At 43.8% G+C, this 22,887-nt stretch carries 26 protein-coding genes and 2 pseudogenes; 22 read left to right on the top strand and 6 right to left on the bottom strand.

Translation table 11 applies throughout. The annotated features are described in order from the left end of the window. The 8 genes and pseudogenes from O9324_RS17940 to O9324_RS17905 all read left to right on the top strand — a co-directional run. Positions 1-133: pseudogene (locus O9324_RS17940) on the top strand (IS630 family transposase); the annotation flags it as partial. 50 nt (positions 134-183) lie between these two features. Further along, positions 184-351, top strand: a complete 168-nt coding sequence (locus O9324_RS17935; protein ID WP_287628286.1) for a DUF4160 domain-containing protein — start codon at positions 184-186, stop codon at positions 349-351. 31 nt (positions 352-382) lie between these two features. Next, entirely contained in the window at positions 383-658 is a 276-nt protein-coding gene (locus tag O9324_RS17930) for a DUF2442 domain-containing protein (RefSeq protein WP_288140891.1), read from the top strand. 403 nt (positions 659-1,061) lie between these two features. Further along, the gene (cobA, locus tag O9324_RS17925; RefSeq protein WP_288140890.1) at positions 1,062-1,862 is read left to right on the top strand and encodes a uroporphyrinogen-III C-methyltransferase; all 801 of its coding nucleotides are present in this window, start codon (positions 1,062-1,064) and stop codon (positions 1,860-1,862) included. Between the two features lie 10 nt (positions 1,863-1,872). Then, positions 1,873-2,292 (top strand): secondary thiamine-phosphate synthase enzyme YjbQ, encoded by a 420-nt coding sequence (locus tag O9324_RS17920; protein WP_002785255.1) that lies wholly within the window; start codon positions 1,873-1,875, stop codon positions 2,290-2,292. Between the two features lie 132 nt (positions 2,293-2,424). After that, positions 2,425-2,919 carry a photosystem I reaction center subunit III gene (locus O9324_RS17915; RefSeq protein ID WP_002735968.1) on the top strand — a complete coding sequence of 165 codons (495 nt, stop codon included), beginning with the start codon at positions 2,425-2,427 and terminating at the stop codon, positions 2,917-2,919. A gap of 45 nt (positions 2,920-2,964) precedes the next feature. After that, complete coding sequence (psaJ, locus tag O9324_RS17910; protein WP_002738148.1) at positions 2,965-3,093, top strand: photosystem I reaction center subunit IX; 129 nt, start codon at positions 2,965-2,967, stop codon at positions 3,091-3,093. A 159-nt stretch (positions 3,094-3,252) separates the two neighbouring features. Beyond that, the gene (locus O9324_RS17905) at positions 3,253-4,851 is read left to right on the top strand and encodes a peptide ligase PGM1-related protein (RefSeq protein WP_288140893.1); all 1,599 of its coding nucleotides are present in this window, start codon (positions 3,253-3,255) and stop codon (positions 4,849-4,851) included. Here the strand turns inward: O9324_RS17905 and O9324_RS17900 are convergent, their stop codons facing one another. Continuing rightward, positions 4,852-5,793: a glycosyltransferase family protein gene (locus O9324_RS17900; protein ID WP_288140889.1), complete on the bottom strand. Its 942-nt coding sequence runs from the start codon at positions 5,791-5,793 to the stop codon at positions 4,852-4,854. Between the two features lie 66 nt (positions 5,794-5,859). Then, positions 5,860-6,072 carry a regulatory protein SipA gene (sipA, locus tag O9324_RS17895; RefSeq protein WP_043995397.1) on the bottom strand — a complete coding sequence of 71 codons (213 nt, stop codon included), beginning with the start codon at positions 6,070-6,072 and terminating at the stop codon, positions 5,860-5,862. Between the two features lie 1,239 nt (positions 6,073-7,311). Here sipA and O9324_RS17890 point away from each other — a divergent pair. The 6 genes and pseudogenes from O9324_RS17890 to O9324_RS17865 form a co-directional block, all read left to right on the top strand. Continuing rightward, positions 7,312-7,440: pseudogene (locus O9324_RS17890) on the top strand (PEP-CTERM sorting domain-containing protein); the annotation flags it as partial. 96 nt (positions 7,441-7,536) lie between these two features. Beyond that, positions 7,537-7,791: a hypothetical protein gene (locus tag O9324_RS17885; RefSeq protein ID WP_288140888.1), complete on the top strand. Its 255-nt coding sequence runs from the start codon at positions 7,537-7,539 to the stop codon at positions 7,789-7,791. A 489-nt stretch (positions 7,792-8,280) separates the two neighbouring features. Next, positions 8,281-8,574 (top strand): nucleotidyltransferase family protein, encoded by a 294-nt coding sequence (locus O9324_RS17880; protein WP_002770810.1) that lies wholly within the window; start codon positions 8,281-8,283, stop codon positions 8,572-8,574. Continuing rightward, the gene (locus O9324_RS17875) at positions 8,571-8,915 is read left to right on the top strand and encodes a HepT-like ribonuclease domain-containing protein (protein WP_271972228.1); all 345 of its coding nucleotides are present in this window, start codon (positions 8,571-8,573) and stop codon (positions 8,913-8,915) included. Before O9324_RS17880 ends, O9324_RS17875 begins: the two co-directional genes overlap by 4 nt. Before the next feature lie 354 nt (positions 8,916-9,269). Next, positions 9,270-9,515, top strand: coding sequence for a UPF0175 family protein (locus O9324_RS17870; protein WP_002770804.1), 246 nt, complete (start codon positions 9,270-9,272; stop codon positions 9,513-9,515). Beyond that, the gene (locus O9324_RS17865) at positions 9,512-9,904 is read left to right on the top strand and encodes a PIN domain-containing protein (protein WP_288140887.1); all 393 of its coding nucleotides are present in this window, start codon (positions 9,512-9,514) and stop codon (positions 9,902-9,904) included. Before O9324_RS17870 ends, O9324_RS17865 begins: the two co-directional genes overlap by 4 nt. Before the next feature lie 622 nt (positions 9,905-10,526). On the opposite strand, the gene O9324_RS17855 is transcribed toward O9324_RS17865, so the two are convergent. Together O9324_RS17855 and O9324_RS17850 are read right to left on the bottom strand one after the other, a co-directional pair. Then, positions 10,527-11,426, bottom strand: coding sequence for an amino acid ABC transporter substrate-binding protein (locus O9324_RS17855; protein WP_288140885.1), 900 nt, complete (start codon positions 11,424-11,426; stop codon positions 10,527-10,529). Between the two features lie 41 nt (positions 11,427-11,467). Then, on the bottom strand, positions 11,468-11,674 hold the full coding sequence (locus tag O9324_RS17850; RefSeq protein WP_002732891.1) for a hypothetical protein: 207 nt from the start codon (positions 11,672-11,674) through the stop codon (positions 11,468-11,470). Between the two features lie 238 nt (positions 11,675-11,912). Here O9324_RS17850 and O9324_RS17845 point away from each other — a divergent pair, with 238 nt between their 5' ends. The 4 genes from O9324_RS17845 (at position 11,913) to O9324_RS17830 (ending at position 14,026) form a co-directional block, all read left to right on the top strand. After that, the gene (locus O9324_RS17845) at positions 11,913-12,539 is read left to right on the top strand and encodes a TenA family protein (protein WP_002785247.1); all 627 of its coding nucleotides are present in this window, start codon (positions 11,913-11,915) and stop codon (positions 12,537-12,539) included. A gap of 15 nt (positions 12,540-12,554) precedes the next feature. Continuing rightward, complete coding sequence (locus tag O9324_RS17840; protein ID WP_002785246.1) at positions 12,555-12,962, top strand: DUF2605 domain-containing protein; 408 nt, start codon at positions 12,555-12,557, stop codon at positions 12,960-12,962. Positions 12,963-13,061: 99 nt separating this feature from the next. Then, positions 13,062-13,367: a DUF2973 domain-containing protein gene (locus O9324_RS17835; protein ID WP_002770793.1), complete on the top strand. Its 306-nt coding sequence runs from the start codon at positions 13,062-13,064 to the stop codon at positions 13,365-13,367. 11 nt (positions 13,368-13,378) lie between these two features. After that, positions 13,379-14,026, top strand: coding sequence for a YqiA/YcfP family alpha/beta fold hydrolase (locus tag O9324_RS17830; RefSeq protein WP_288140884.1), 648 nt, complete (start codon positions 13,379-13,381; stop codon positions 14,024-14,026). Between the two features lie 127 nt (positions 14,027-14,153). Here the strand turns inward: O9324_RS17830 and O9324_RS17825 are convergent, their stop codons facing one another. Both O9324_RS17825 and O9324_RS17820 read right to left on the bottom strand, forming a co-directional pair. Then, on the bottom strand, positions 14,154-14,720 hold the full coding sequence (locus O9324_RS17825; RefSeq protein ID WP_002770790.1) for a hypothetical protein: 567 nt from the start codon (positions 14,718-14,720) through the stop codon (positions 14,154-14,156). A gap of 420 nt (positions 14,721-15,140) precedes the next feature. After that, entirely contained in the window at positions 15,141-16,703 is a 1,563-nt protein-coding gene (locus tag O9324_RS17820; protein ID WP_288140892.1) for a hypothetical protein, read from the bottom strand. A 466-nt stretch (positions 16,704-17,169) separates the two neighbouring features. On the opposite strand from O9324_RS17820, the gene psaA reads away from it, so the two are divergent. From psaA to O9324_RS17800, 4 genes are all read left to right on the top strand, one after another. Next, a complete protein-coding gene (psaA, locus tag O9324_RS17815; RefSeq protein WP_002734764.1) occupies positions 17,170-19,419 on the top strand; it encodes a photosystem I core protein PsaA in 2,250 nt (749 codons plus the stop codon). A 178-nt stretch (positions 19,420-19,597) separates the two neighbouring features. Continuing rightward, positions 19,598-21,811: a photosystem I core protein PsaB gene (psaB, locus tag O9324_RS17810; RefSeq protein ID WP_002770787.1), complete on the top strand. Its 2,214-nt coding sequence runs from the start codon at positions 19,598-19,600 to the stop codon at positions 21,809-21,811. A 57-nt stretch (positions 21,812-21,868) separates the two neighbouring features. Further along, on the top strand, positions 21,869-22,360 hold the full coding sequence (locus tag O9324_RS17805; RefSeq protein WP_288140883.1) for a DUF29 domain-containing protein: 492 nt from the start codon (positions 21,869-21,871) through the stop codon (positions 22,358-22,360). A gap of 317 nt (positions 22,361-22,677) precedes the next feature. Further along, positions 22,678-22,887 (top strand): nucleotidyltransferase family protein (locus tag O9324_RS17800; protein WP_288140882.1); only part of this gene is annotated, 210 nt, incomplete at its 3' end.

Genomic DNA, 22,887 nt, shown 5'->3' with positions numbered 1-22,887 from the left:
AAACTTTTCTGACTTTTCTTCAGCTATTTATGAATGTCTGAATGATGCCCACCTGAAACATAAAAAAGAACTGGATTCCTTGCTCACTCTACGATTTCAGAAGTTTAATAAATCTCAGATTATGAACGTCTAAAGTATATAATAAACGAAGGGTAAGCATCAATCATCCTGATTAGATTTCTGATGAGTCCAACTGTTTTCCGAGAAGATGGCTATCGCTTCTTTTTCTTTTCCCGCGAAGAAACAAGAATGCACGTTCATGTTCATTGTGCAGAAGGAGAAGCTAAATTTTGGCTGGAACCACAAATTGAATTAGCTCGTAATTATAACCTATCTCGAAAACAACTTTAAGCGATAGAAACTATTATTGAGGAACGACAAAATGAACTTAGAAATGCTTGGACAAAACACTTCTCAAGCTGAAGTAACTCATATTTCTTCCCATGGAATATGGATTCTGGCAAACAATGAAGAAATGTTTCTTTCTTATCAAGATTTTCCCTGGTTTCAAGATGTACCTATTAGACAAATTTTAAATATACAAGAGCCTTTTCCTGATCATTTTTATTGGCCAGATTTAGATGTAGATTTAAGCAAAGAAATTATTAAAAATCCTGAGAGATTTCCTTTAAGTAGTCGTGCAAAATTAATTTCCTAGTCGAGACTCCGAGACTCCGAGACGGGAGACGGGATACAGCTATTAGGGATCGGATTTGAGTTTTCAGTTCACTGTTTCCTCACACCAGAAGTCTCACGGAATAGTGGCTTAGATGTGTAATTAATTAATTGTGCTTAGATACTTAGCATGATTAAGCCCCAATCCCACTGGAAAAACCCGCTCCTTTTTCCCTACTTTCTACTCCTCCATACTTGTTAAACAAGATTTAGGATCAGAGCGATCGCTAGATTAAAGGTTAAGTAATGTTAAGATCATAATTCTTCATGAAGAAAGCGCATGACCGCCGAGTAACTGTAGCTAAAAATACCAAATTTTGCCCCAGTCACAATACAGTAGGGATCAAGCGCATTCGATCGAAGCAAGAATTTTCTCCCCAGTATCTATGAATCAATCAGAAAGTTGCGGTAAGGTCTATCTCGTCGGTGCGGGTCCCGGGGATCCCGGTTTGTTGACCTTAAAAGCAAAAGTTCTCCTAGAAAATGCCGATGTTGTCCTCTATGATGCCCTAGTCAGCCCCTCGATTCTAGCCATGATTAACCCCAGGGCCGAACAAATCCATGGGGGTAAGCGTCGCGGTCGTCATTCTCTAGTACAGGAGGAAATCACCGCTTTACTGATCCAAAAGGCCCAGACTAATGCCGTGGTTATTCGTCTCAAAGGCGGTGATCCCTTTGTTTTTGGTCGCGGGGGTGAAGAAATGCTCGATCTGATCGCGGCCGGAATTAGCGTCGAGATCGTGCCGGGAATCACTTCAGGAATTGCCGTGCCTGCCTACGCCGGTATTCCCCTCACCCATCGCAATTATAGTTCCTCCGTTACTTTCGTCACCGGCCACGAGATGGCGGGTAAATATCGTCCCCAGGTTAACTGGTCAGCGATCGCCCATGGTGCGGAAACAATTGTTGTTTACATGGGTGTGCATAATTTACCCTATATTATCGGCGAGTTAACCAAAGCGGGCAGAAGTCCAGAAACGCCGATCGCCCTGATTCGCTGGGGAACAACACCGCAACAACAGCAGTTAATCGGTACTTTCAGCACGATTATGGACCAGATCGAAGCCACCGGCTTTGAAGCCCCAGCGATCGCTGTTATCGGGGCAGTGGTGAACCTTCACGATCTCTTGCAAGCGGGACAACCTTTGCTCTCCAGGACAATCCTCCCTACTCCCATTTCTCTCTGATTCGGTTGCCATGCGTCAATATCAAAAATCCCTGACGATTACCACCAGTCCCAAGAATTTCCATCGTCTCACTGCCCCCATAGAAGCGATCGTGGCTGAATCGGGCATAACGACGGGATTATGCAGTCTATTTGTCTGTCACACCTCCGCTTCTTTGCTGATCCAAGAAAATGCCGATCCCGATGTTCTCACCGATTTGGCCAATTTCTTCGCCAAGTTAGTCCCGGAAGATAGCAGTCTCTACTATCACTCTACCGAAGGGCCAGACGATATGCCCGCTCACATTCGCTCGGTCCTAACCCGGACATCGGAACAAATCCCGATCGCTAGGGGTAAATTAGTTTTAGGCATCTGGCAAGGTATCTATCTCTGGGAACACCGTCAGAGTCGTCACCAAAGACAAGTGGTGGTTCATATCACGGGGGTCTGAAGCTTTGCGTATAGTTTTGTAATAGAAACTTTACTCGTACCCCTCATCGGAGTAAGATTTTTTCCGTGTACGATCAAATTGTTCGCTTTTTGAACAAAGAACTTCATATTTCGTAACAAAAGGAAACAATTTATGCGAAAATTGTTCGCTCTGGCCCTGGTGCTATCTCTCTGGTTCACCTTTGCCGCTCCAGCGTCGGCTGATTTGTCCAATCTGACCCCTTGTAGCGAAAATCCCGCTTTCCTACAAAAAGCGAAGAGTTTCCGCAACACCACTCCCGACCCTGAATCGGGAGCCAAACGCGCTCAAACGTACTCCCAAGCTCTCTGTGGACCGGAAGGCTATCCACACCTAATTGTTGATGGTCGTTGGGACCACATGGGCGATTTCTTTATCCCTAGCATCCTATTCCTGTACATTACCGGTTGGATCGGTTGGGTTGGTCGGGCCTATTTAATCGCCGTGCGCGACGACAAAGATGCCGAAATGAAGGAAATCATCATCGATGTTCCCCTCGCTCTCAGCAAAATGTTAACGGGTTTTCTCTGGCCCTTGGCGGCTTTACAAGAAGCCACTTCCGGTAAATTAACCGTTAAGGATTCGGAAATTACCGTTTCCCCTCGTTAATTTTTGTGTCAACCCCTTGACTTTTTATTCCCTAGGAGAACTCAGATGGAAGGACTTACTAAATTTCTCTCGTCCGCACCCGTGTTAATTATGGCGCTGCTGACTTTCACCGCCGGGATTTTAATCGAATTTAATCGCTTTTATCCCGATCTCTTATTCCACCCGCTAGGTTAAAGCCAATCTCAGGTGATTAAAAGGGATACAGAGTCCACTGTATCCCTTTTTAATGGCAATGATCCCAGGGGAATATTAAGAAAAGAAAGACACTGGAGACGACAGGCTCTCAAAATCGATAAGATACAGGTATCTGCAACCACAGAGGTGGGACAAACCATGCTTTTAGATAGAGATTTGATACTAGAAAAGCGGCTGCGGTATCAAGAATTACAAGAAAAATTAAAAGAGATTTGGCAGGGAGAAAACGTTCCCGAATCGGATGAATGCGATTATGATATTCTAGTTGTCCCTTCTTTTAGTATCGATCAGAGAGTCGGTCAAAAAGTGGCGGGTTTTTTACATTACGAAGAAAGATTATTATTTTCTCTGATTCGGTTGCGACACCCGAAAACTCGTTTAATCTATGTAACAGCGCAGCCATTGGCGCGGATGGTGATTGATTATTACCTGCAATTGTTGCCGGGGATTCCTTTTTCCCATGCTAATAATCGTCTGTTATTACTGACAACTCACGATAACTCTTTTCAACCTTTAACCCAAAAAATTCTGGAAAGACCGCGCTTAGTAGCAAGAATCCGGCAAGCGTTGCGTCGAGATCGTGCTTACATGGTTTGTTTTAATTCTACTAATTTAGAGCGAGAATTGTCTTTACAATTAGATATTCCTTTATTTGCCTGTAGTCCAGATTTATTGTATTGGGGTTCTAAAAGTGGCAGTCGCGAGATTTTTGGTCAAGGTAATATTCCCCATCCTGACGGTAGTTTACAGGTAAATACGGTCAAGGATTTGTTATACGAAGCCGCTAGTTTGTGGTTCCGTCAACCGCAACTAAAACGCATGGTAGTGAAGTTAAATGAGGGGTTATCGGGAGAAGGAAATGCGGTTTTAGATTTACGTCCTTTAGGGAAAATTGTGGATAGTAACAGTCTAGATTTAAGCGAGAGAATGAATCTTTTGGCTAAACTATTAGACAAGATGAGTTTTCAAGCAAGCGATGAAACTTGGGAGAGTTTTTCTGGCAAAATTGCTGAATCAGGGGGAATTGTCGAAGCTTTTATTGAAGGAGAAGAAAAGCGATCGCCGAGTGTGCAAGGTTATATTACACCCACGGGAGAAGTGAAGATTCTTTCCACTCACGATCAAATTTTAGGGGGTCCCGATGGTCAAATTTATCTAGGTTGTCATTTTCCTGCCGATGAAAATTATCGCCTACAATTACAGGAATTAGGACTAAAAATAGGGAAAATTCTGGCAGCAAAGGGAGCAATTGAACGCTATGGAGTTGATTTCGTCGCTGTCAAAAATCCAGAAACTTTAGTCTGGGATTTACAGGCGATCGAAATTAATCTGCGAAAAGGAGGAACTACCCATCCTTTTATGACTTTAAAGCTTTTAACTAATGGTGAATACGATCAAAAAACCGGATTGTTTTTCAGTCAACCTCACCAGGAAAAATACTATATTGCCTCCGATAATCTCCACAAACCTCAATACAAAGGTTTACTTCCCGATGATTTAATGGATATTATTGCTAAACATCACTTGCATTTTGATAGTAGCAGTAAAACGGGAACAGTTTTTCATCTCATGGGTGCGCTGTCAGAATTTGGTAAATTAGGGTTAACTTGTATCGGCAATTCTAGTGAGGAAGCGGCGGCAATTTATCAGCGTGTGGAACAGGTTTTAGATTGGGAAACAGAGCCTAGTTCCATAAATTTAGGTTATTATTCTGGATTACCGATCACTTGGATATAACTAGACTGATTTACTGGGTATAATTTTTTGTCTCAGAGATTTAATCATCCAAGCAGGCAGTTCTAAAAATTGATAGATAGCTAGATTCCAAAGATATCCATACTGAGGGAATTTTCTTAATAACATAACTTCCGATAAAAAGTAAAATCGCCAAGTTCTTTGGTATTCAGGGGGATTATCTTCAATTCGTATTTGTTCGGGAGAATTCGGCATCCAGTGACCGATTACGCGCTCTTTTTCAAAATATTTAGCCTGAATATATAAACCTAGTAATCTATCTAAACACCAAAAAGGAATATATTTAATCGGACCCAATAAGTTCATGAGATTAGTAATTTCTATCGTCGCCGCTTGCACAAGTTCACTTTTCCAAACTTTTTTATCAAAATTTTCTAAATGGGGACCATTTTGATCGCGACGTTGATTGAGAAAAACTTGGGGATTAAAAGGATTATCTAAAGGAGCGATCGGTAATTCTAATAAATAATTATTATCTTTAAATAAGTTACTATTATTTTCTCTTCTGCTACAGATAGCTAAACTGTTTACATCGGGAATTGTTGGCCAAGGACTCTCTAATTTTTCTCGTTCACCGTAGGGAAATTCACATCTGGCTAATCGCAATACCCAACTATTGGGGAAGCGTTCAAAATAGTCTTTAACTAAGGTGACGATCTCCGGGTGTAAATATTCATCGCAATTGATTGTGAGAATATAAGTACCTCTGGCATTTAAAAATCCTGTACTTCTTTGAATAATTTCACCTCGTAAAGCACAGACAATCTGTTTCATGCGTGGATCATTCACCGGCGAAGGTTTGACCCCAGGAGGATGAACTAAAATAAATTCTATATCTCCCTTGACTTTCAACAATTCTCCTAGCCAATATTCGCCAAATCCCTCGCGCATCGGGATAACGATCGATAGAAAAGTATTAGACATAAATTAACTCTTTAGATTTGCTTGTGATTTATCAAAGTTGTCTTGACCGTGATGCACTTAACTGGTTTAAATAGCTTCTAAATATTTGCTATCGAGCAGAAATGAGCCTCGATCGAATTTTACACCCCAATAACCCCCCGGCCGGCGATCAATCACCGTGCCGATATCGTCGATATTGAGTAGCTCCGGCGGCCGTAACATAGGCATAGGATCGGCGGTTTTCAGGTAAGGGGGAATGGCAATCAGACGGACTTTTCCCCCGACGCTAATTTCACTCATGGTACTGACTAGATGCGATCGTGACATAGTATCTCAACTTAGCATATTTCAAATCATTCTTAAGATAGATTCCCCAGAGAATAGGTATTGTGTAAGCTGTTTTCGTCCCCCTTTCCCCTTGGGTTGGGGTGTTGCTTGACCTAGCAGGGAGGGGATAATCGCACTACGAAATCTGCTGGAGCAATAATCATGAAAATCACCCATAAACTCTTGTTCTCTTCCTGTCTCTTACTGGGTGTCACGGTAGGCCCATCCCAGGTATTGGCAGGACCATTTAACTCCCCCGGTCCCTTTGTCGATCCCAGTGGAAAGGAGGTACCATTTCCCCCTCAAGTTCCAGGAAAGGAGTACTCCGAAGATCCAGACAGGAATGGAAATCCCTTACATACCCCTAATCCTGGTCAAGTAATTGCCTGGGATGGCACAGGTGGGACAACCAACACCAGTAACTTTTTAACTCTTTGGAATCCTACATCTGGCTTTGCAGCACCCGCTCCTTTCCAGGTCGATGCCTTGGCCAACCGGAAGGATTTACTCTTCTATGAAGTGATCGAAGATTTAGTTCCACTCGTGTTTTCGACTGGGTTGCCCGGAGGACCGCGCACCAATTACGATAACTACATCTTCTATGAACGTCCTAACCATAAAGTACTTTTGCCTTTCCCGTACAAAGAGATAGGGGTGTGGGCGACACCAGCACAGATCAACCAAGTTGAACCAAATAACGTGGAGGGTCTAGAACTTTGGGCACCAGTTCAAGATCCGACAGTGCCTTTAGAAGATAGAGTCAACGATGTGCTCCTACAAGGTCCTGAAATACCTGTAGATGATGCCAACCGCTACTCCCTTTTGGGCGATCCTCTGGGATGTAGTGTATTCAAGAGTAATGGGGATTGTCTCTTCCTTAAAGCGGATATCGCCACTGCAATCACTCCTCTCTTTCCCGGTTTAGATATCACTGATGCGAAGATTGACCTTGATGGACTGATGACATGGGAAAACGACATCCTCTTTAGCCTCAAACCAATCGATGGAAATAACGATGGCATTATTACTGACAACGATCCCTCACAAGACTTAGATGGTGGGGAGATCTTTGTTTGGCTATCAACTGAACCTTCAGCGAAGTTTCTCATCCACGGTGGACACGTCTGGGATACAGCTTTCAATGTCAAGAACACAGTAAAGCACTGGACGGGATTAGAACCAGGAACTGAGAACATTGACGCACTCGAAGCTGTCGCCGTTCCCGAACCCTCTACATTCCTCAGCTTATTAACTCTTGGCACTCTCGGTGCAGCTTCAACCCTGAAACGCAAACTAAAATCCTCTAAATCCGACGAAAACGAAACCACAAAAGTAGGCTAAATTGCTTCTAAAAATACTATAAATGCCCCTTCATTCAGTCAGTTGAGGGGGTTTATTGTATAATAGGGACATGATTAAATCAAGAGGATTTTGGTTATGCAACAGGTGACGATTGAGCTACCCACCACCATAATTAATGCTCTAGCCGCCTACAATCAAGAGCATAAGGTATCTTCTTCTGATACAGTACAAACGGCTATAGAATCATTTTTAATAGCGAAAGGCTATTTATCCAAACCGAAAAAATCTTTTCACTTATCTCCCGCACCCAAAGGAAGTGGCTATACTGACGCATCCATCAATCATGACGCTGTTTTAGCCGAAATTACAGCTTGCTTCTATATAGATTAGGATTTGAACAAGCCACTCAATTCACACAAAATTGCTTAGAATCTGCTAATTTGATCAATCCGACAGAAGATCAGTATTTCGCAGCCATAGCAAAAGCTAAATAATTTCCTGATCAAACTATTACTATTGTTGATGCTTTGACTGCTATCATCTCAATGGAATTAGATCTACCTATTTGGAGCTATGATTATCATTTTGATATAATGCGGGTGAAAGTATGGAGATAACCCTCAAGTGCAAACTAAAACCCTCCAAACCCTCAGAAAAGGAAACCACAAAAGTCTCCTAAAAACCATTAATAAAAAACTTGCGATCGCCACTTCATTCAGTCACTTGAGGGGGTATTTTTGGCATAACTCTCTCAATTTCCATGATTTCAAGGAGTATGGTTTATCCTTTCATCCGATATCTGCTACAATACAGATACAGGAAATAACATTTTGATCAGTAGGGTAGAAATCTTTTCCGTTATCTTAGAAGGTAAGCATCATGAAAAATTTAGAAGAAATTAAAGCGATTTTGGGTCAAGTTAAGTCCTTAGTAAAAGAAAAGTATCATGTCAGTGAATTAGGTATTTTTGGAGATTATGTAAAAGGAGAAGTGCAGGAAAATAGTCAAGTTAATATTCTGATAGATTATACAGAACCGCCTAGTTTACTAGATTTAGTAGATCTGGAATATTATTTAAGTGATTTACTTAAGGTAAAAGCGGATGTTATCAGTAAAAATGGCTTAAAAGGAAAAAGGAGAGAAAGAATTTTATCGGAGATTATTTATGTATGACGCAACGGGAATTTAGAGATTTCTTGCAAGACATTCTAGAGGCAATTTGTCAACTAGAAAAGATGACTCAGTATCTAAGCTTTGCCGAATTTTCAACTAAGATAGAAATCTTTCTTTCGGCAGTAAAATTAATTGAAATAATCGGGGAAGCAGTCAAAAATATTCCTGATGAAGTGAGAGTTAATTATCCCAATATTCCTTGGAAAAACATCGCAGGTATGCGGGATAAATTAGTTCATGAATATTGGGCAATTGATGAAAAAGTAGTCTGGAAAGTGATTCAAAACAATCTCCCCCAGCTAAAGAGAATCCTTATCAGTATCATTGAGAAATTACAATAAATTTTCCTGCCTCATCTCAGCTTCAGTCATGCGTGTTGCACTGAGAATTTCATCGGAGATATCAATACTCATGACTATAACCCTATTTATTCCTTCCTATTGGAATGGTATCATATTCCAGTGTATGTAGAAACTTACAGCTTGGTTTTATATCGATTGGGATTTGGACCCAATCTACCAAAAAAGTCGGCTAAATTGCTTCTAAAAATACCATAAACCCCCCTTCATTCAGTCACTTGAGGGGGGTTTATTTTGTTTGTCTGTGTTTCTACTCATTAAATTTTATTAATTAATTGCTCACCAGTATTTTTTTGTGATATGATGTTGGCTACCAGATGAATATCGTAAATTTTAATGACTATTGTGATTCCCAACGAAATTATACAAGCAACAGGAAAAAACGAGCAACTGTTGCAACTAGAACTGGCAATCATTATGTTTAGAGATTATCATATCAGTAGCGCAAAAGCGGCTGATTTTGCCAACTTATCTTTAATTGAATTTCGTCAAGAAGTCGCCAAGAGGAATATTTGTGTAAATTATGATAGTGTAGATTGGCAACAAGAATTACAAACCTTAAAAACATTAGGTGATCTGTGATTGTTGTTAGTAACACCTCTCCGATTACCAGTTTAGCTGCTATCGGCTATCTTAACTTGCTCCATGATATCTATGGAACAATTATTATTCCAGTGGCTGTTTACGAAGAAATGACAGGATTAGGTTATGCTGTTCCTGGCACTATTGAAGTTCAAACCCTATCCTGGATAGAAAAGCGAGAGTTAGAGAATCGGTTATTATTAGAAGAATTACAGAAGGAATTACACCGAGGAGAATCAGAAACGATAGCTTTAGCGATTTCTTCAAATGCTGATAGAGTCATTATAGACGAGAACCCTGGCAGAAAGAAAGCAATTAGTTTAGGATTGAATGTTATTGGAATTTTAGGTATTTTATTAGGTTCTTCGTTACTTTGTATGGTTCGATAGGGGGGCGTAAATTGACTAAATTCTTATCTGGCAAGAAACTTAATTGATTAGTTCGCTCTAGATCAAAAACAATTGACAAAAATCGCCAAATGCCTTTTTACACAAAGGTTCCATCCCTTATAACCCCCGTCCATTACATAACGCAAACCGAAGAACCTTTTATTAATTGCCAAAAGAAGAAGATTAATTCCTACTATTCAGCCGTTAATGGATGATTTAATTTTTAAAGCAGGTTTCCGTGTTAATCAAATATTGTATTTAGACATATTAAAAACAGCGCAAGAAATTGATGAAAACCAATAACTAAAGCCTTCAAAATCTTCTTATTTAAGTAAGTAGTTATAATTAAATTGAAGATAGATTTTGCCTCTGATCCCCCCTGCCCCCCTTGATAAGGGGGGTGCCGATCCCCCCTTAATCCCCCCTTAATAAGGGGGGTGTCTGACAACTTTTAACACCTACCTACTTAATTTTTGCTAACTAACAGTTGAGGGGGTTTATTTTTTACCTTTATTAATCAAATCCAACTTTAAAAACCCACCTCCCCACTTCCTATTTCCCTATTCATAATTCCCACTTGCAAGAGTGCCTTTTTGAACCTGTCCCTGAAAAGGTCTTGATTTTAGGGAAATACAGTTAAAGGAATCCATTCGTAGGTGTTGACAATACCTTGAAAATAATCATTAATAGTTTCTCTGGAATAGGGAACAACCCCGTCTTCACCAAACCAACGTTCATAAATTGTCACCGCTTGTTGTTGGTCACTGACGATCCCTTCCATGAATTTTAATAGCGTATAATTCACTGTATCGCGCCATTTAGAATCATTTTCGGGTAAAGTACAGGCATAGGATTCGTAGGCGTAGGGATAGGAGGGAACTATGGCTAAATTATTGGGATTTTTAGCGCTTTTTCTTAAACCTTCTAGGGTAATGCCATCACTGGCAAAACCATCAATTTCTCCCGCTTCTAGTTTTTGTAAACCCTCGCCACGATTTTTAACTTTGACCAAAATAGCGGCGGGTTGTTGGGTTTTAATTACCGCTTCATTAGTAGTATTGGCAATCACTCCAATGCGTCTGCCTGCCAAGCTACCGATGTCATCGAGATTACTACCTTTGCGGGTGAGCAATTGAGTACCACTGGCAAAATAACTAACGGAAAAATCCACTTCATTTTCTCTTTTCCAAGTAAAAGTAGTGGAGCCACATTCGATATCTATCACCCCTGTTTTCAACTTTTCAAAACGATTTTGGGGAGTAATCTCAACAACTTTTAACTTAATTGGTTTTCCTAACTTCCGTTCGGTTTCCTTGCGAATTAACTCTAACATATCAAGGCTGTAACCCACCCACTTGCCTTGGGAGTTGACAAAACCAAAGGGAATAGCATCTTTACGAGCGCCGGCAGTAATTACCCCAGTTTTTTGAATGCGATCGAAGATTGCTCCGGCAAGGCTAGAATGGTTACTGGTGACGGTTAAAGCTACTGTCATCGTCATGACGGCAAGTATAAGCTTCATTTTTTTCCCTAATCTGAAAGTGGCTCAAGTCTCCGACTGTTTCAGGAGACTGAGAGTTTCCCGGAGGAAGATTTTTTAGCGGCGATTGCTGGGGACAAAAAAAGAGGAGAGATGTTACTCTCTCCCCCTTTTAGTTTTTTCGACAACATTTTAAATTGTTTTTTCAGTTGTCGCTGTCGCGCCGAACCGCCCTTGCCTTTGTCGTTACGTCCCTGACGGCGGGGGGACTCCCATCGCTTAAGTCGCATAGTTTTTAATTCCAATTTAGTCAGTTATATTTTTTATTGTAACAGGTTTAACGTCAGTTTGGGTTAAGGAATTGAACTGACGGGGTGTAGGGTGTGGGGTGTGGGGTGTGGGGTGTGGGGTTTTACCCATTTTCAGTAACCCATGCGGGCGTTGGGTTTCATGCTTCAACCCAACCTACATTCTGTGAGATGCCCGATTCTAGTTAACCAACCTTGTCCACCTAATTAGTATTTTCCCATGCTTAGTCAGCAACTTTGGCACAGCCATCAATATCTAGTACAAGCTTGTCTAGAACACCCTTTTGTGCGAGGTATCGCCACAGGAGAGCTTAAACGGGATTGTTTTGCTTTTTATGTCGGTCAAGATGCTTTTTTTCTGGAATCTTTCGCCCGTGCTTACAGTATCGCCGCCGCTAAAGCTCCTGATTGGCAGGGATTTACTAGCTTTCATCGGTTAGCGGCGGGGGTATTAAAGGAGTTAGAATTACACGAAAATTATGCTTTACAGTGGGGAGTTGACCTGAGAAAGGTTCAGCCTGCTAACGCCACCCGTCGCTATCGGGATTTTCTTCTCGCTACCGCTTGGATGGGTGACATCGGTGCGATTGCCGTGGCGATGAGTCCCTGTATGCGTCTTTATGCTTATCTGGGTCAACAATTAGCCTTAGAGCCGATTTCTGAGAATCCCTATCAAGCTTGGATTGATAGTTATAGTGGGGATGAATTCGCCGCTTTAGCAAGCCAGTTAGAGGAATTGGCGGATAAATACGCCCCGATGACGGAAAATATCTCTTTATCCTATCGTTATGCCCTTAGTTGTGAACAGGACTTCTTTAGTGCCGCCTACAGCCAGGGCAAATCTTAAAATTTTCCCGTCACAATGTTAAGAAATATAAATGACGCTAAGATTAAGGTAAGCAAAATCGTCATTATAAAAATAATGTTCCCTTCGCAACCCGCCGAAAACGAACTCCTGAAAACTATCTTGGAACCTCTACTAGAGGATTTCACCTATTGGTTTTCCCGTTCCCGTCTTCTCCTCGAATCCGAGAGATTATCCTTTCTCAGCGTCGAGGAACAAAACGATTTATTAGCAAGAGTCAAAAACGCCCAACAGGAGGTAGCCACGGCTCATTTACTCTTTAAAACCACAGGTGGTCAGGTGGGTATCGAGGCCAAGATGTTGTTGCCTTGGCATCAGCTGGTGGCAGAGTGTTGGGGGGTCAGCAGTCGTCGTCGTCGATTACAGGGTTGGGGAGAACATCAATCTCCTCAAACTGACGCTTAACCTGAAACTTTTTTGGTAAGCTAGAGAGTTGAGCGAATTTTTAGCATAAAGTTTTGGCAATTAGGAATATTCACGCATAATTCACGGGAGACTCGGCCAATGTTACATCTGATCTATATCCTCGCCTTCACAGTTATCGCTTTTTTGACCATTAATAATTTAATTCGGAGTCTGATTACTGTCAGCATGGATTCCCAGAAACGTCCTGCTAAATCGGGTAATTCCTATAATCCCTACGGTTATCCCATGACTTCCCATCCCGAACTTTTGGACGAGGCCGGACAACCGATTAATGAACCTCTGTTAGTGATTCGTTCTCTCACTGTCGAAGATGCTCGTCAGCAGTTAGATGCCATTTATAATTCTTCTCCCAGTGTCACCAAAGAGCAAGATGAAGAAATCTAATTGGTTCTAGAATGGCAGTCCTTGAAAACAGATATATCTATCTACACGGTTTTGCTTCTGGTCCCCAATCAACAAAAGCGCAATTTTTGAGACATTGTTGGCAAAAGAGGGCTTTAGCAATGGAAATTCCCGATCTTAACGGTGATGACTTTTCTAGCTTAACTCTCACTCGTCAGATTGTCCAAATCGGCCAATTGATTCAACAATCTCAGCTTCCTGTTACTCTGATTGGTTCCAGTTTTGGCGGTTTAACGGCAGCTTGGCTGGCAGAAACTTATTCTCAGGTGCAAAGGCTCGTTTTATTAGCTCCCGCTTTTAATTTCGGGCCGATTTGGTTGGGACAATTGGGAGCGGAAACCCTAGCCAATTGGCAAAAATCTGGGAGTTTATCGGTTTATCACTACGGTTATAGCCGTTATCTGCCAATTGATTACAAATTTATCGAGGATTTAACTAATTATCCCCAAGAAAAGTTAATCAGGCAGCTCCCCACCCTGATTATTCATGGTCGTGCCGATGAGGTGATTCCCCTAGAAAATAGTCGCCATTATCGCATAAATCGTCCTTGGGTAAAATTAATCGAATTAGATAGCGATCATGCCCTTACCGATGTTTTGACGAGAATCTGGGCTGAAATACAATTATTTCTCGATTTTTGACTAAATAAAAAACCCCCCCCTTCGATCGAAAAAAGAGGGGTGCATTTAGTACATTTATATTAGACTTTGAGAGGATTTTTCAGCTTCTCAGTCTAAAGACAAGAGATTTTCTGCTGATGTCTTCCCACTACCAAAGTCCGCGGATAGGAGATACACTAGGCTCGGGAGCGGGTTGAGGAGCAACTTCAGTAAAGGTTCTGGTTTCCGGCGGTAAAGCGGGAAGTCCCCAAGCGGATTCTTTTTGGTTAAGTTCTCTTAAAAGTTGCGAGCGATTGCTGCTGGTAGCGGTTTCCGATCTTAGTTTCAAGCGGGAAACCCAATAGGGGTGAGCTTTACCCACATAAACTAATTTGCCATCTACCACTTGCAATAGTACATCGTCACCACCCGTGGCATCCCCAACAATACGAGCGGTGGTTCCGTCGGTGAAGTCGCCACTGAAAATTTCTTTGCCATCCACTGTCACAGGTCTGATCAATTGGACGGACAGAATCCCACCCACGGTTCCCCGGACGCGACCTAGTATATAGTCACCGGGGTTGAGTTGTGGCTCACCTCTGTAGGTGTTATGGCCGCGCAGTTGACTGATCAGGATTTCGTTATTTTGCGGTTCTGCTTGTGCGGGTACGGCGCCAAGGGTAGTTAGGGCAACTAAACCGGCAAAACCAGCGACAAGGGAAATTTTGTTAAACACAATTACCTCAAGCAAAAAGTTAGTAAATTACCTAGAGACGTTCTAGATTATAACCTAGTTCCTAATTTTGTCTATATTGCGAAATATTTGTTTAATAATTTCTCGATCGAGCGGTTGGGGATTTCAGTTATCAGTTATCAGTTATCAGTTATCAGATTGCAGTGTTGAATAGACAGTGTTAGGTGAAAACTTTGGGGTCTTCTGGACATCAGGTGAAAAATGTTCACTGTGTTACATAATGGTTATTAATGGTAGGGACATAAGGCTGATGCCCTTTTTTCGATAAGATAAGCTGATCACCTTAACTCCAATAGAACCAAACTTGGGAACTTTCTTTTCACTGATTACTGTTTACTGTTCACTGCTCACTGAAAAATCCCCACCTCCCCACTTCCCCTAAAAACAGGATTAAGCTGGGCTCTAAGACCGCTCGATATTGGTGAATAATTGAGGATCGAGGGTGGGTAGTTCGATATCTTTTTCTGCTGGGGGAGAGGCTAACTGGAAGCGGTTTAAGGTTTGTTGAACGCGATCAAAAATGGTGATTTTTTGCTCGCTATTGTTCTGGGGTTCGGGAATGGGTTCCACTTCTAGCGGAGGCTGAATACCGGGGGCAGGTTCGTTAATCTCCTTTGTCTCTGGTATGGTGGTTAGGGGAGATTCGATCGCTTCAGGGGTTTCCTCGACCTTTTCGATTGTTTCTGTCTCTACTGGTTTTTCTTCCACTATTGGGCTTTCTGGCTCAATAACAGGGTTTTCCTCAACTATTGGGCTTTCTGGCTCAATAACAGGGCTTTCTGGCTCAATAACAGGGTTTTCCTCAACTATTGGGCTTTCTGGCTCAATAACAGGGTTTTCCTCAACTATAGGGGTTTCTGGCTCAATAACAGGGGTTTCTTCTTCCTCAATAACAGGGGTTTCCTCAACTACAGGGGTTTCTTCCTCAACTATAGGGGTTTCTGGCTCAATAACGGGGGTTTCTTCCTCTAGACTAGGAATAGTTTGATAGTTGGGATCAACAATGCTACGGGCAATTATAGGGGATAAATCGCCGCGGACTAATTGACTGAGGCCGTCTTGGTAAGAGGGATCAAAGCTAATCACGCGCACGCTGGTATTAAACTCGTTTTCGATTTTATTTCCCTTACCATCGATGAATTCTAGTTGTACCCAGTTATTGCCCTTGGCAAAACCCTTGAGATAGATTGGTTCCCAAGTATCAAGCAGAAAACTCTCACCGTTGACAGTGACACGAATGCGCCAATCTTGAAGATTATTATCTTCGTTGGCAGTATTGGAAAGACGTAGAGGAGCATTACTCAGATAAAAATCGAGCAGGATCGGTTCCGCACCGTAGATTCCTTGCGGACTACTGTAGGTTAACAGGGGTAAGTTGTTATCAGGGGCATTTTTGCCTGTTTTTGTCAGAATATGAAAGGTTGTTTCAGCGAAAGCCCCATCATTTTTAAAACTTTCCTGCCAAGGACGCAGGGCAAAAACGCGGAGGGTGTGAGTACCGGGGGCAAGATTTTCTAGGATAATCGGTTGCTTGAGGTCGTAGATAGCCGCTGCTGGTTCATTATCGACAATTAGGCTCAAGTGGGGTCCTAATTTCAGGGTATCGTCTTGGAAAATCGGCAGCTCTGACACTTGTAGTTTAACTGTCACCTGAGGGTCATCGAAAACTTGTTCGGGCAGAGGACTGAGAATCGTTACTTGGGGAGCGTAACGATCTAAACTGGGGCGCAGTTCCTGAATTAGGGCCGGGGGAGCAACCTCAGAAATGCGGCCTTGGACGACGGGAAGATGAGGGGTTTCGGAAGTGGGGAGATTGGTCGCCGTCAGGCGATCGCCACAGGCGGTTAACAGAGTGGTCAGTAAACCGATCACAAGACATATACGAAGGGTTTTGACTGGGATTAATTTATGTAGTAGGGATAGCACGTTCCTCCTAGAGCCAAGGCCAAAATCTATACAAACCATTGATTTTGCTAGAGTCATTGAATGCTCTGGTGTCAGCAAAAGCGCGAGAAGATCAGGTCATGGCCTCAATTTTACAGAATTGTTTGATTGTTTTTTGAGAATCTATCTATTGAATTTTCTATATGGTCTGGTGGGGGAGAAAAGGGGGAAATCGGCTTCCGGGGCGACAATTAATAAACTTTTGTAAAGAAAAATCACCGGTCTGACCCTGACTAAGACCGTCCATAGCAGAAAATGTCTCTCCTATCAAGGATTGAGAGAATTTTAATTATTGTTAAGCATAACGAACAGACAAGAGAACAAAGACTTATCATCTACTATTGATGCTTTCGACTGGAATCTCACCCAAGAGGAAAGTCAAGCGACATTAACAAAAGGTGGGTCAGATTTCAACTTGCCTTTTTTAGGTTAAAAAATCTATCCTCAAATAAAACGCTAAGTCTATTGTCGAGAGAGGAGAATCCTCATGGCACTCCCCCCCAAAGAGGCGGTAGCTAAAGTGATTGTAGATAAAGACCCAGTACCTACTTCCTTTGAGAAGTGGGGTCAACCGGGGCATTTTGATCGCACTTTAGCCAAAGGACCCAAAACCACTACCTGGATTTGGAACCTACACGCCAACGTCCACGATTTTGATAGTCAAACCAGCGATCTCGAAGATATTTCTCGGAAAATCTTCAGCGCCCACTTCGGACATCTCGCCGTTGTCTTCGTTTGGCTTAGTGGAATGTACTTCCACGGCGCGAAATTTTCTAACTATGAAGCTTGGTTAACCAACCCGCTCGCCATCAAACCCAGCGCCCAAGTGGTCTGGCCGATCGTCGGTCAAGGCATCCTCAACGGCGATGTGGGCGGCGGTTTCCACGGTATTCAGATCACCTCTGGTCTGTTCTACCTCTGGCGCGCCTCCGGGTTCACCAACAGCTATCAGCTATACTGCACCGCTATCGGTGGTTTAGTGATGGCGGGCCTGATGCTGTTTGCCGGTTGGTTCCATTACCACAAAAGCGCACCGAAACTGGAATGGTTCCAAAACGTGGAATCGATGATGAACCACCACTTGGCGGGTTTACTCGGCTTAGGTTCCCTAGGTTGGGCCGGTCATCAGATTCACGTTTCTTTACCGGTGAACAAACTCCTCGATGCGGGAGTCGCTCCCCAAGATATCCCCTTGCCCCACGAGTTCATTCTCGAACCGAGCAAGATGGCGGATTTATATCCCAGTTTCGCCCAGGGTTTGACCCCCTTCTTTACCCTTAACTGGGGTGCTTACTCGGATTTCCTCACCTTCAAAGGTGGCTTGAACCCCGTGACCGGTGGTCTCTGGCTTTCCGATACCGCTCACCATCACTTGGCGATCGCCGTATTATTCATCATTGCTGGTCATATGTACCGTACCAACTGGGGTATCGGTCACAGCATGAAGGAAATCCTCGAAAACCACAAGGGTCCCTTCACCGGTCAAGGTCACAAAGGACTGTACGAAATCCTGACCACCTCTTGGCACGCCCAGTTAGCGATTAACCTAGCTCTCTTAGGTTCGCTAACCATCATCGTGGCCCACCATATGTACGCCATGCCGCCCTATCCCTATCAGGCGACTGACTACGCCACCCAACTATCCTTGTTCACTCACCACACTTGGATCGGTGGCTTCTTAATCGTCGGTGCGGGAGCGCACGGAGCGATCTTCATGGTGCGGGACTACGATCCGGCCAAAAACGTGGATAACCTGCTCGATCGGGTGATCCGTCATCGCGACGCAATTATCTCCCACCTGAACTGGGTATGTATTTTCCTTGGCTTCCATAGCTTCGGTTTATACATTCACAACGACACCATGCGGGCTTTTGGTCGTCCCCAAGATATGTTCTCGGATACGGGAATTCAACTACAACCCATCTTTGCCCAATGGGTACAAAGTCTCCACACCCTGGCCCCCGGCAACACCGCTCCTAACGCTCTCACTACTGCTAGTTATGCTTTCGGTGGCGACGTGGTAGCAGTGGGTGGCAAAGTGGCCATGATGCCGATCACTCTCGGTACTGCCGATTTCCTCGTGCATCATATCCACGCCTTCACCATCCATGTCACCGTGTTGATTCTCCTCAAAGGGGTTCTCTACGCTCGCGGTTCCCGTCTGATTCCCGATAAAGCGAATCTCGGTTTCCGTTTCCCCTGCGATGGTCCCGGTCGCGGCGGTACCTGCCAAGTTTCCGGTTGGGATCACGTCTTCCTCGGCCTGTTCTGGATGTACAACTCCATCTCGGTTGTAATCTTCCACTTTAGCTGGAAAATGCAGTCCGATGTCTGGGGAACCGTCGCCCCCGATGGCACTGTCACCCACGTTACCCTCGGTAACTTCGCCCAAAGTGCCATCACCATCAACGGTTGGTTACGGGATTTCCTCTGGGCGCAAGCAGCGCAAGTCATTAATTCCTATGGCTCCGCCCTGTCTGCCTACGGAATCATGTTCCTAGCCGGTCACTTCGTCTTCGCGTTTAGCTTGATGTTCCTGTTCAGTGGTCGCGGCTACTGGCAAGAATTAATCGAGTCGATCGTCTGGGCGCACAACAAGTTAAGAGTTGCCCCCGCTATCCAACCTCGCGCCCTGAGCATCATTCAAGGTCGTGCCGTTGGTGTGGCTCACTACCTCTTAGGCGGTATTGTCACCACTTGGGCATTCTTCTTGGCCAGAAGTCTCTCGATTGGCTAAACTTGCCTATAAGGGCTTGCCAGTCCCCCGGGGATTGGCAAGACTAGGCTGAACCAGCGTCGATTGACCGATACCTCTGTAAGCGTTTCCTATTACAGAAGGTGAATTTAAAAAAGGAAATAACCAGCACTCGTGTAAGAGCCTCAGTTATTTAGAGAGGAGAATTTCCTAAACAGCTATGGCAACTAAATTCCCTAAATTTAGCCAAGATCTAGCCCAAGATCCGACCACCCGTCGGATTTGGTACGGGATCGCCACAGCCCACGATTTTGAAAGTCATGATGGCATGACGGAAGAGAATCTCTACCAAAAGATTTTCGCGTCGCACTTCGGCCACATTGCAATCATTTTCCTGTGGACTTCCGGCACTATATTCCACGTCGCTTGGCAAGGCAACTTCGAGCAGTGGATCAAAGATCCCTTAAATATCCGTCCCATCGCCCATGCGATTTGGGATCCCCAGTTCGGTAAAGGTGCTGTAGATGCCTTCACTCAAGCTGGTGCTTCTAATCCGGTTAACATCGCCTATTCCGGGGTTTACCACTGGTTCTACACCATCGGTATGACCTCCAACCAAGACCTATACCAAGGTGCGGTGTTCCTGCTGATTCTCTCGGCGATTTTCCTCTTTGCTGGCTGGTTACACTTACAACCTAAGTTCCGTCCTAGCCTCGCTTGGTTCAAAAACGCTGAATCTCGCCTGAACCACCACCTCGCCGCTCTGTTCGGTGTTAGCTCTCTGGCTTGGACCGGACACCTCGTTCACGTTGCTATCCCCGAATCCCGCGGTCAGCACGTTGGTTGGGACAACTTCCTCTCCACTCCCCCCCACCCGGCGGGTTTACTACCCTTCTTCACCGGTGACTGGGGTGTGTATGCGGAAAACCCCGATACTGCTAACCACATTTTCGGTACTGCCCAAGGCGCGGGAACTGCGATTCTCACCTTCTTAGGTGGTTTCCATCCCCAAACCGAGTCCCTCTGGTTAACCGATATGGCTCACCACCACTTGGCGATCGCTGTGATCTTCATTGTGGCTGGTCATATGTACCGCACCAACTGGGGCATCGGTCACAGCATTAAGGACATCCTCAATGCACACAGACCCCCCAGTGGTAAGTTAGGAGCCGGTCACAAAAATCTTTATGACACGGTTAACAACTCTCTCCACTTCCAACTCGGTTTGGCTCTCGCTTCTTTAGGCGTGATCACCTCTCTGGTGGCGCAGCATATGTACGCGCTACCCCCTTATGCCTTTATCGCTAAGGACTACACTACCCAAGCGGCTCTTTATACCCACCACCAATACATCGCTGGTTTCCTAGCGGTGGGTGCTTTCGCTCACGGTGCTATCTTCTTCGTGCGTGACTATGATCCCGAAGCGAACAAAGATAACGTGCTGGCGCGGATGCTGGAGCATAAAGAAGCGATCATCTCTCACCTAAGCTGGGTTTCCCTTTTCTTAGGTTTCCACACCCTCGGCCTCTACGTTCATAACGATGTGGTCGTCGCTTTCGGTACTCCCGAAAAACAAATCTTGATCGAACCTGTGTTTGCTCAATTCGTGCAAGCAGCTTCGGGTAAAACCCTGTACGGCATGAACGTACTGTTGTCTAACCCCGATAGTATCGCTTACACCGCCTATCCCAACTACGGTGATGTTTGGTTACCCGGTTGGTTAGACGCAATCAATAGCGGCACTAACTCCCTATTCTTAACCATCGGTCCTGGCGACTTCCTCGTTCACCATGCGATCGCTCTTGGTTTACACACCACCGTTCTAATCCTGGTTAAAGGTGCTTTAGACGCTCGTGGTTCCAAATTAATGCCCGATAAAAAAGACTTCGGGTATTCCTTCCCTTGCGACGGTCCCGGCCGTGGCGGTACTTGCGACATCTCTGCTTGGGATTCCTTCTACCTAGCCATGTTCTGGATGTTGAACACCCTGGGTTGGTTAACCTTCTACTGGCACTGGAAACACCTCGGTGTCTGGTCGGGTAACGTGGCTCAGTTTAACGAAAACTCCACCTACCTGATGGGCTGGTTCCGCGATTACCTCTGGGCTAACTCGGCTCAGTTAATCAACGGTTACAACCCCTACGGTGTTAATAACCTTTCTGTCTGGGCCTGGATGTTCCTCTTTGGACACCTGGTTTGGGCAACCGGTTTCATGTTCCTGATCTCTTGGCGTGGTTACTGGCAAGAGTTGATCGAAACTATCGTTTGGGCCCACGAACGTACTCCTCTGGCGAACCTCGTTCGTTGGAAAGACAAACCCGTAGCTCTCTCGATCGTTCAGGCTCGTTTGGTTGGTTTAGCTCACTTCACCGTTGGCTATATCTTCACCTACGCCGCCTTCTTGATCGCTTCCACTGCTGGCAAGTTCGGCTAAACCTTGAATTAGGTAACTAAAAAACCCCCCGCCCATTGGTGGGGGGTTTTGTTGTTTATGATTGATCATAAAAGCGCCGCTCAATCTCAAAAATCTATGCAGTGGGAAGAATTAAAACAACTTTATGATCAGGACTTTGTTTTGTGGATTGAGCGAACCACCGAACAAATTCGACGCGGGGAGATGAAAAATTTAGATTGGGAACATCTTTTAACGGAGATAGAAGATTTGGGGAGAGAACAAAGAAACCAAGTGGAAAGCTATCTAATTCAAACCGTTAAATATTTATTAATGTATCAGTATTGGCTGACTGAAAAAGGTAATTGTGGCCGGGGATGGGCCGATGAAATCGATAATTTCCGTCTAGAACTAGAAATTTTATTCCAGTCAAAAACCCTCTACAATTATGGGGCTTCTAGGTTAGATATAATTTATGATAAAGCCAAGCGATCGGTAATCAAAAAAACTGGTTTATCTGTTGATACGTTTCCGCAAGTTTGTCCTTATACCTTTGCAGAAATTATAGATTTTGATTTTTTACCAGTTTAGAATAGGAGAATTAAAGCTGAGAAAGACATTCATAAGTTATCCTCTTGTTCAAGAGACATCTCCAAAAATTATCACCCAATCACAGCTTGCTTTTATACTATGTACTAATTAAGTAGTTCTATGGCTGAAATGTATATCTATCGTTGCCAATTTGATTTCATTGAAAAAATATGGGGCGATTAAAATCATTTTTATTTGGGTAAGTTTCTTAACTAAAAAGACTTTGAGCCTTGAGATAATATTAGATCGAGGTCTAATGTTATTCATCAAACAAACATTAAGGTTACAATGAAGGAATCAGATTTCAGAAAATAGCCATGAAACGAGATGAGGTACTAACAATTCTTGCAACACACCGAGAACAATTAGAAAAACTAGGGGTAAAGTCTCTGTCTCTATTTGGTTCAGTAGCAAGGGATGAAGCACGTTTTGACAGTGATGTAGATTTATTGGTAGAATTTAGTAAAGCGGTAGGGTTATTTGAGTTTATCGAGGTACGACTTTACTTAGAAGATATATTAGGATGT

This window comes from Microcystis sp. LE19-84.1B (genome assembly GCF_027531875.1).
GTDB lineage: Bacteria > Cyanobacteriota > Cyanobacteriia > Cyanobacteriales > Microcystaceae > Microcystis > Microcystis panniformis.
This window is presented reverse-complemented; position numbering and strand designations above follow the sequence as displayed.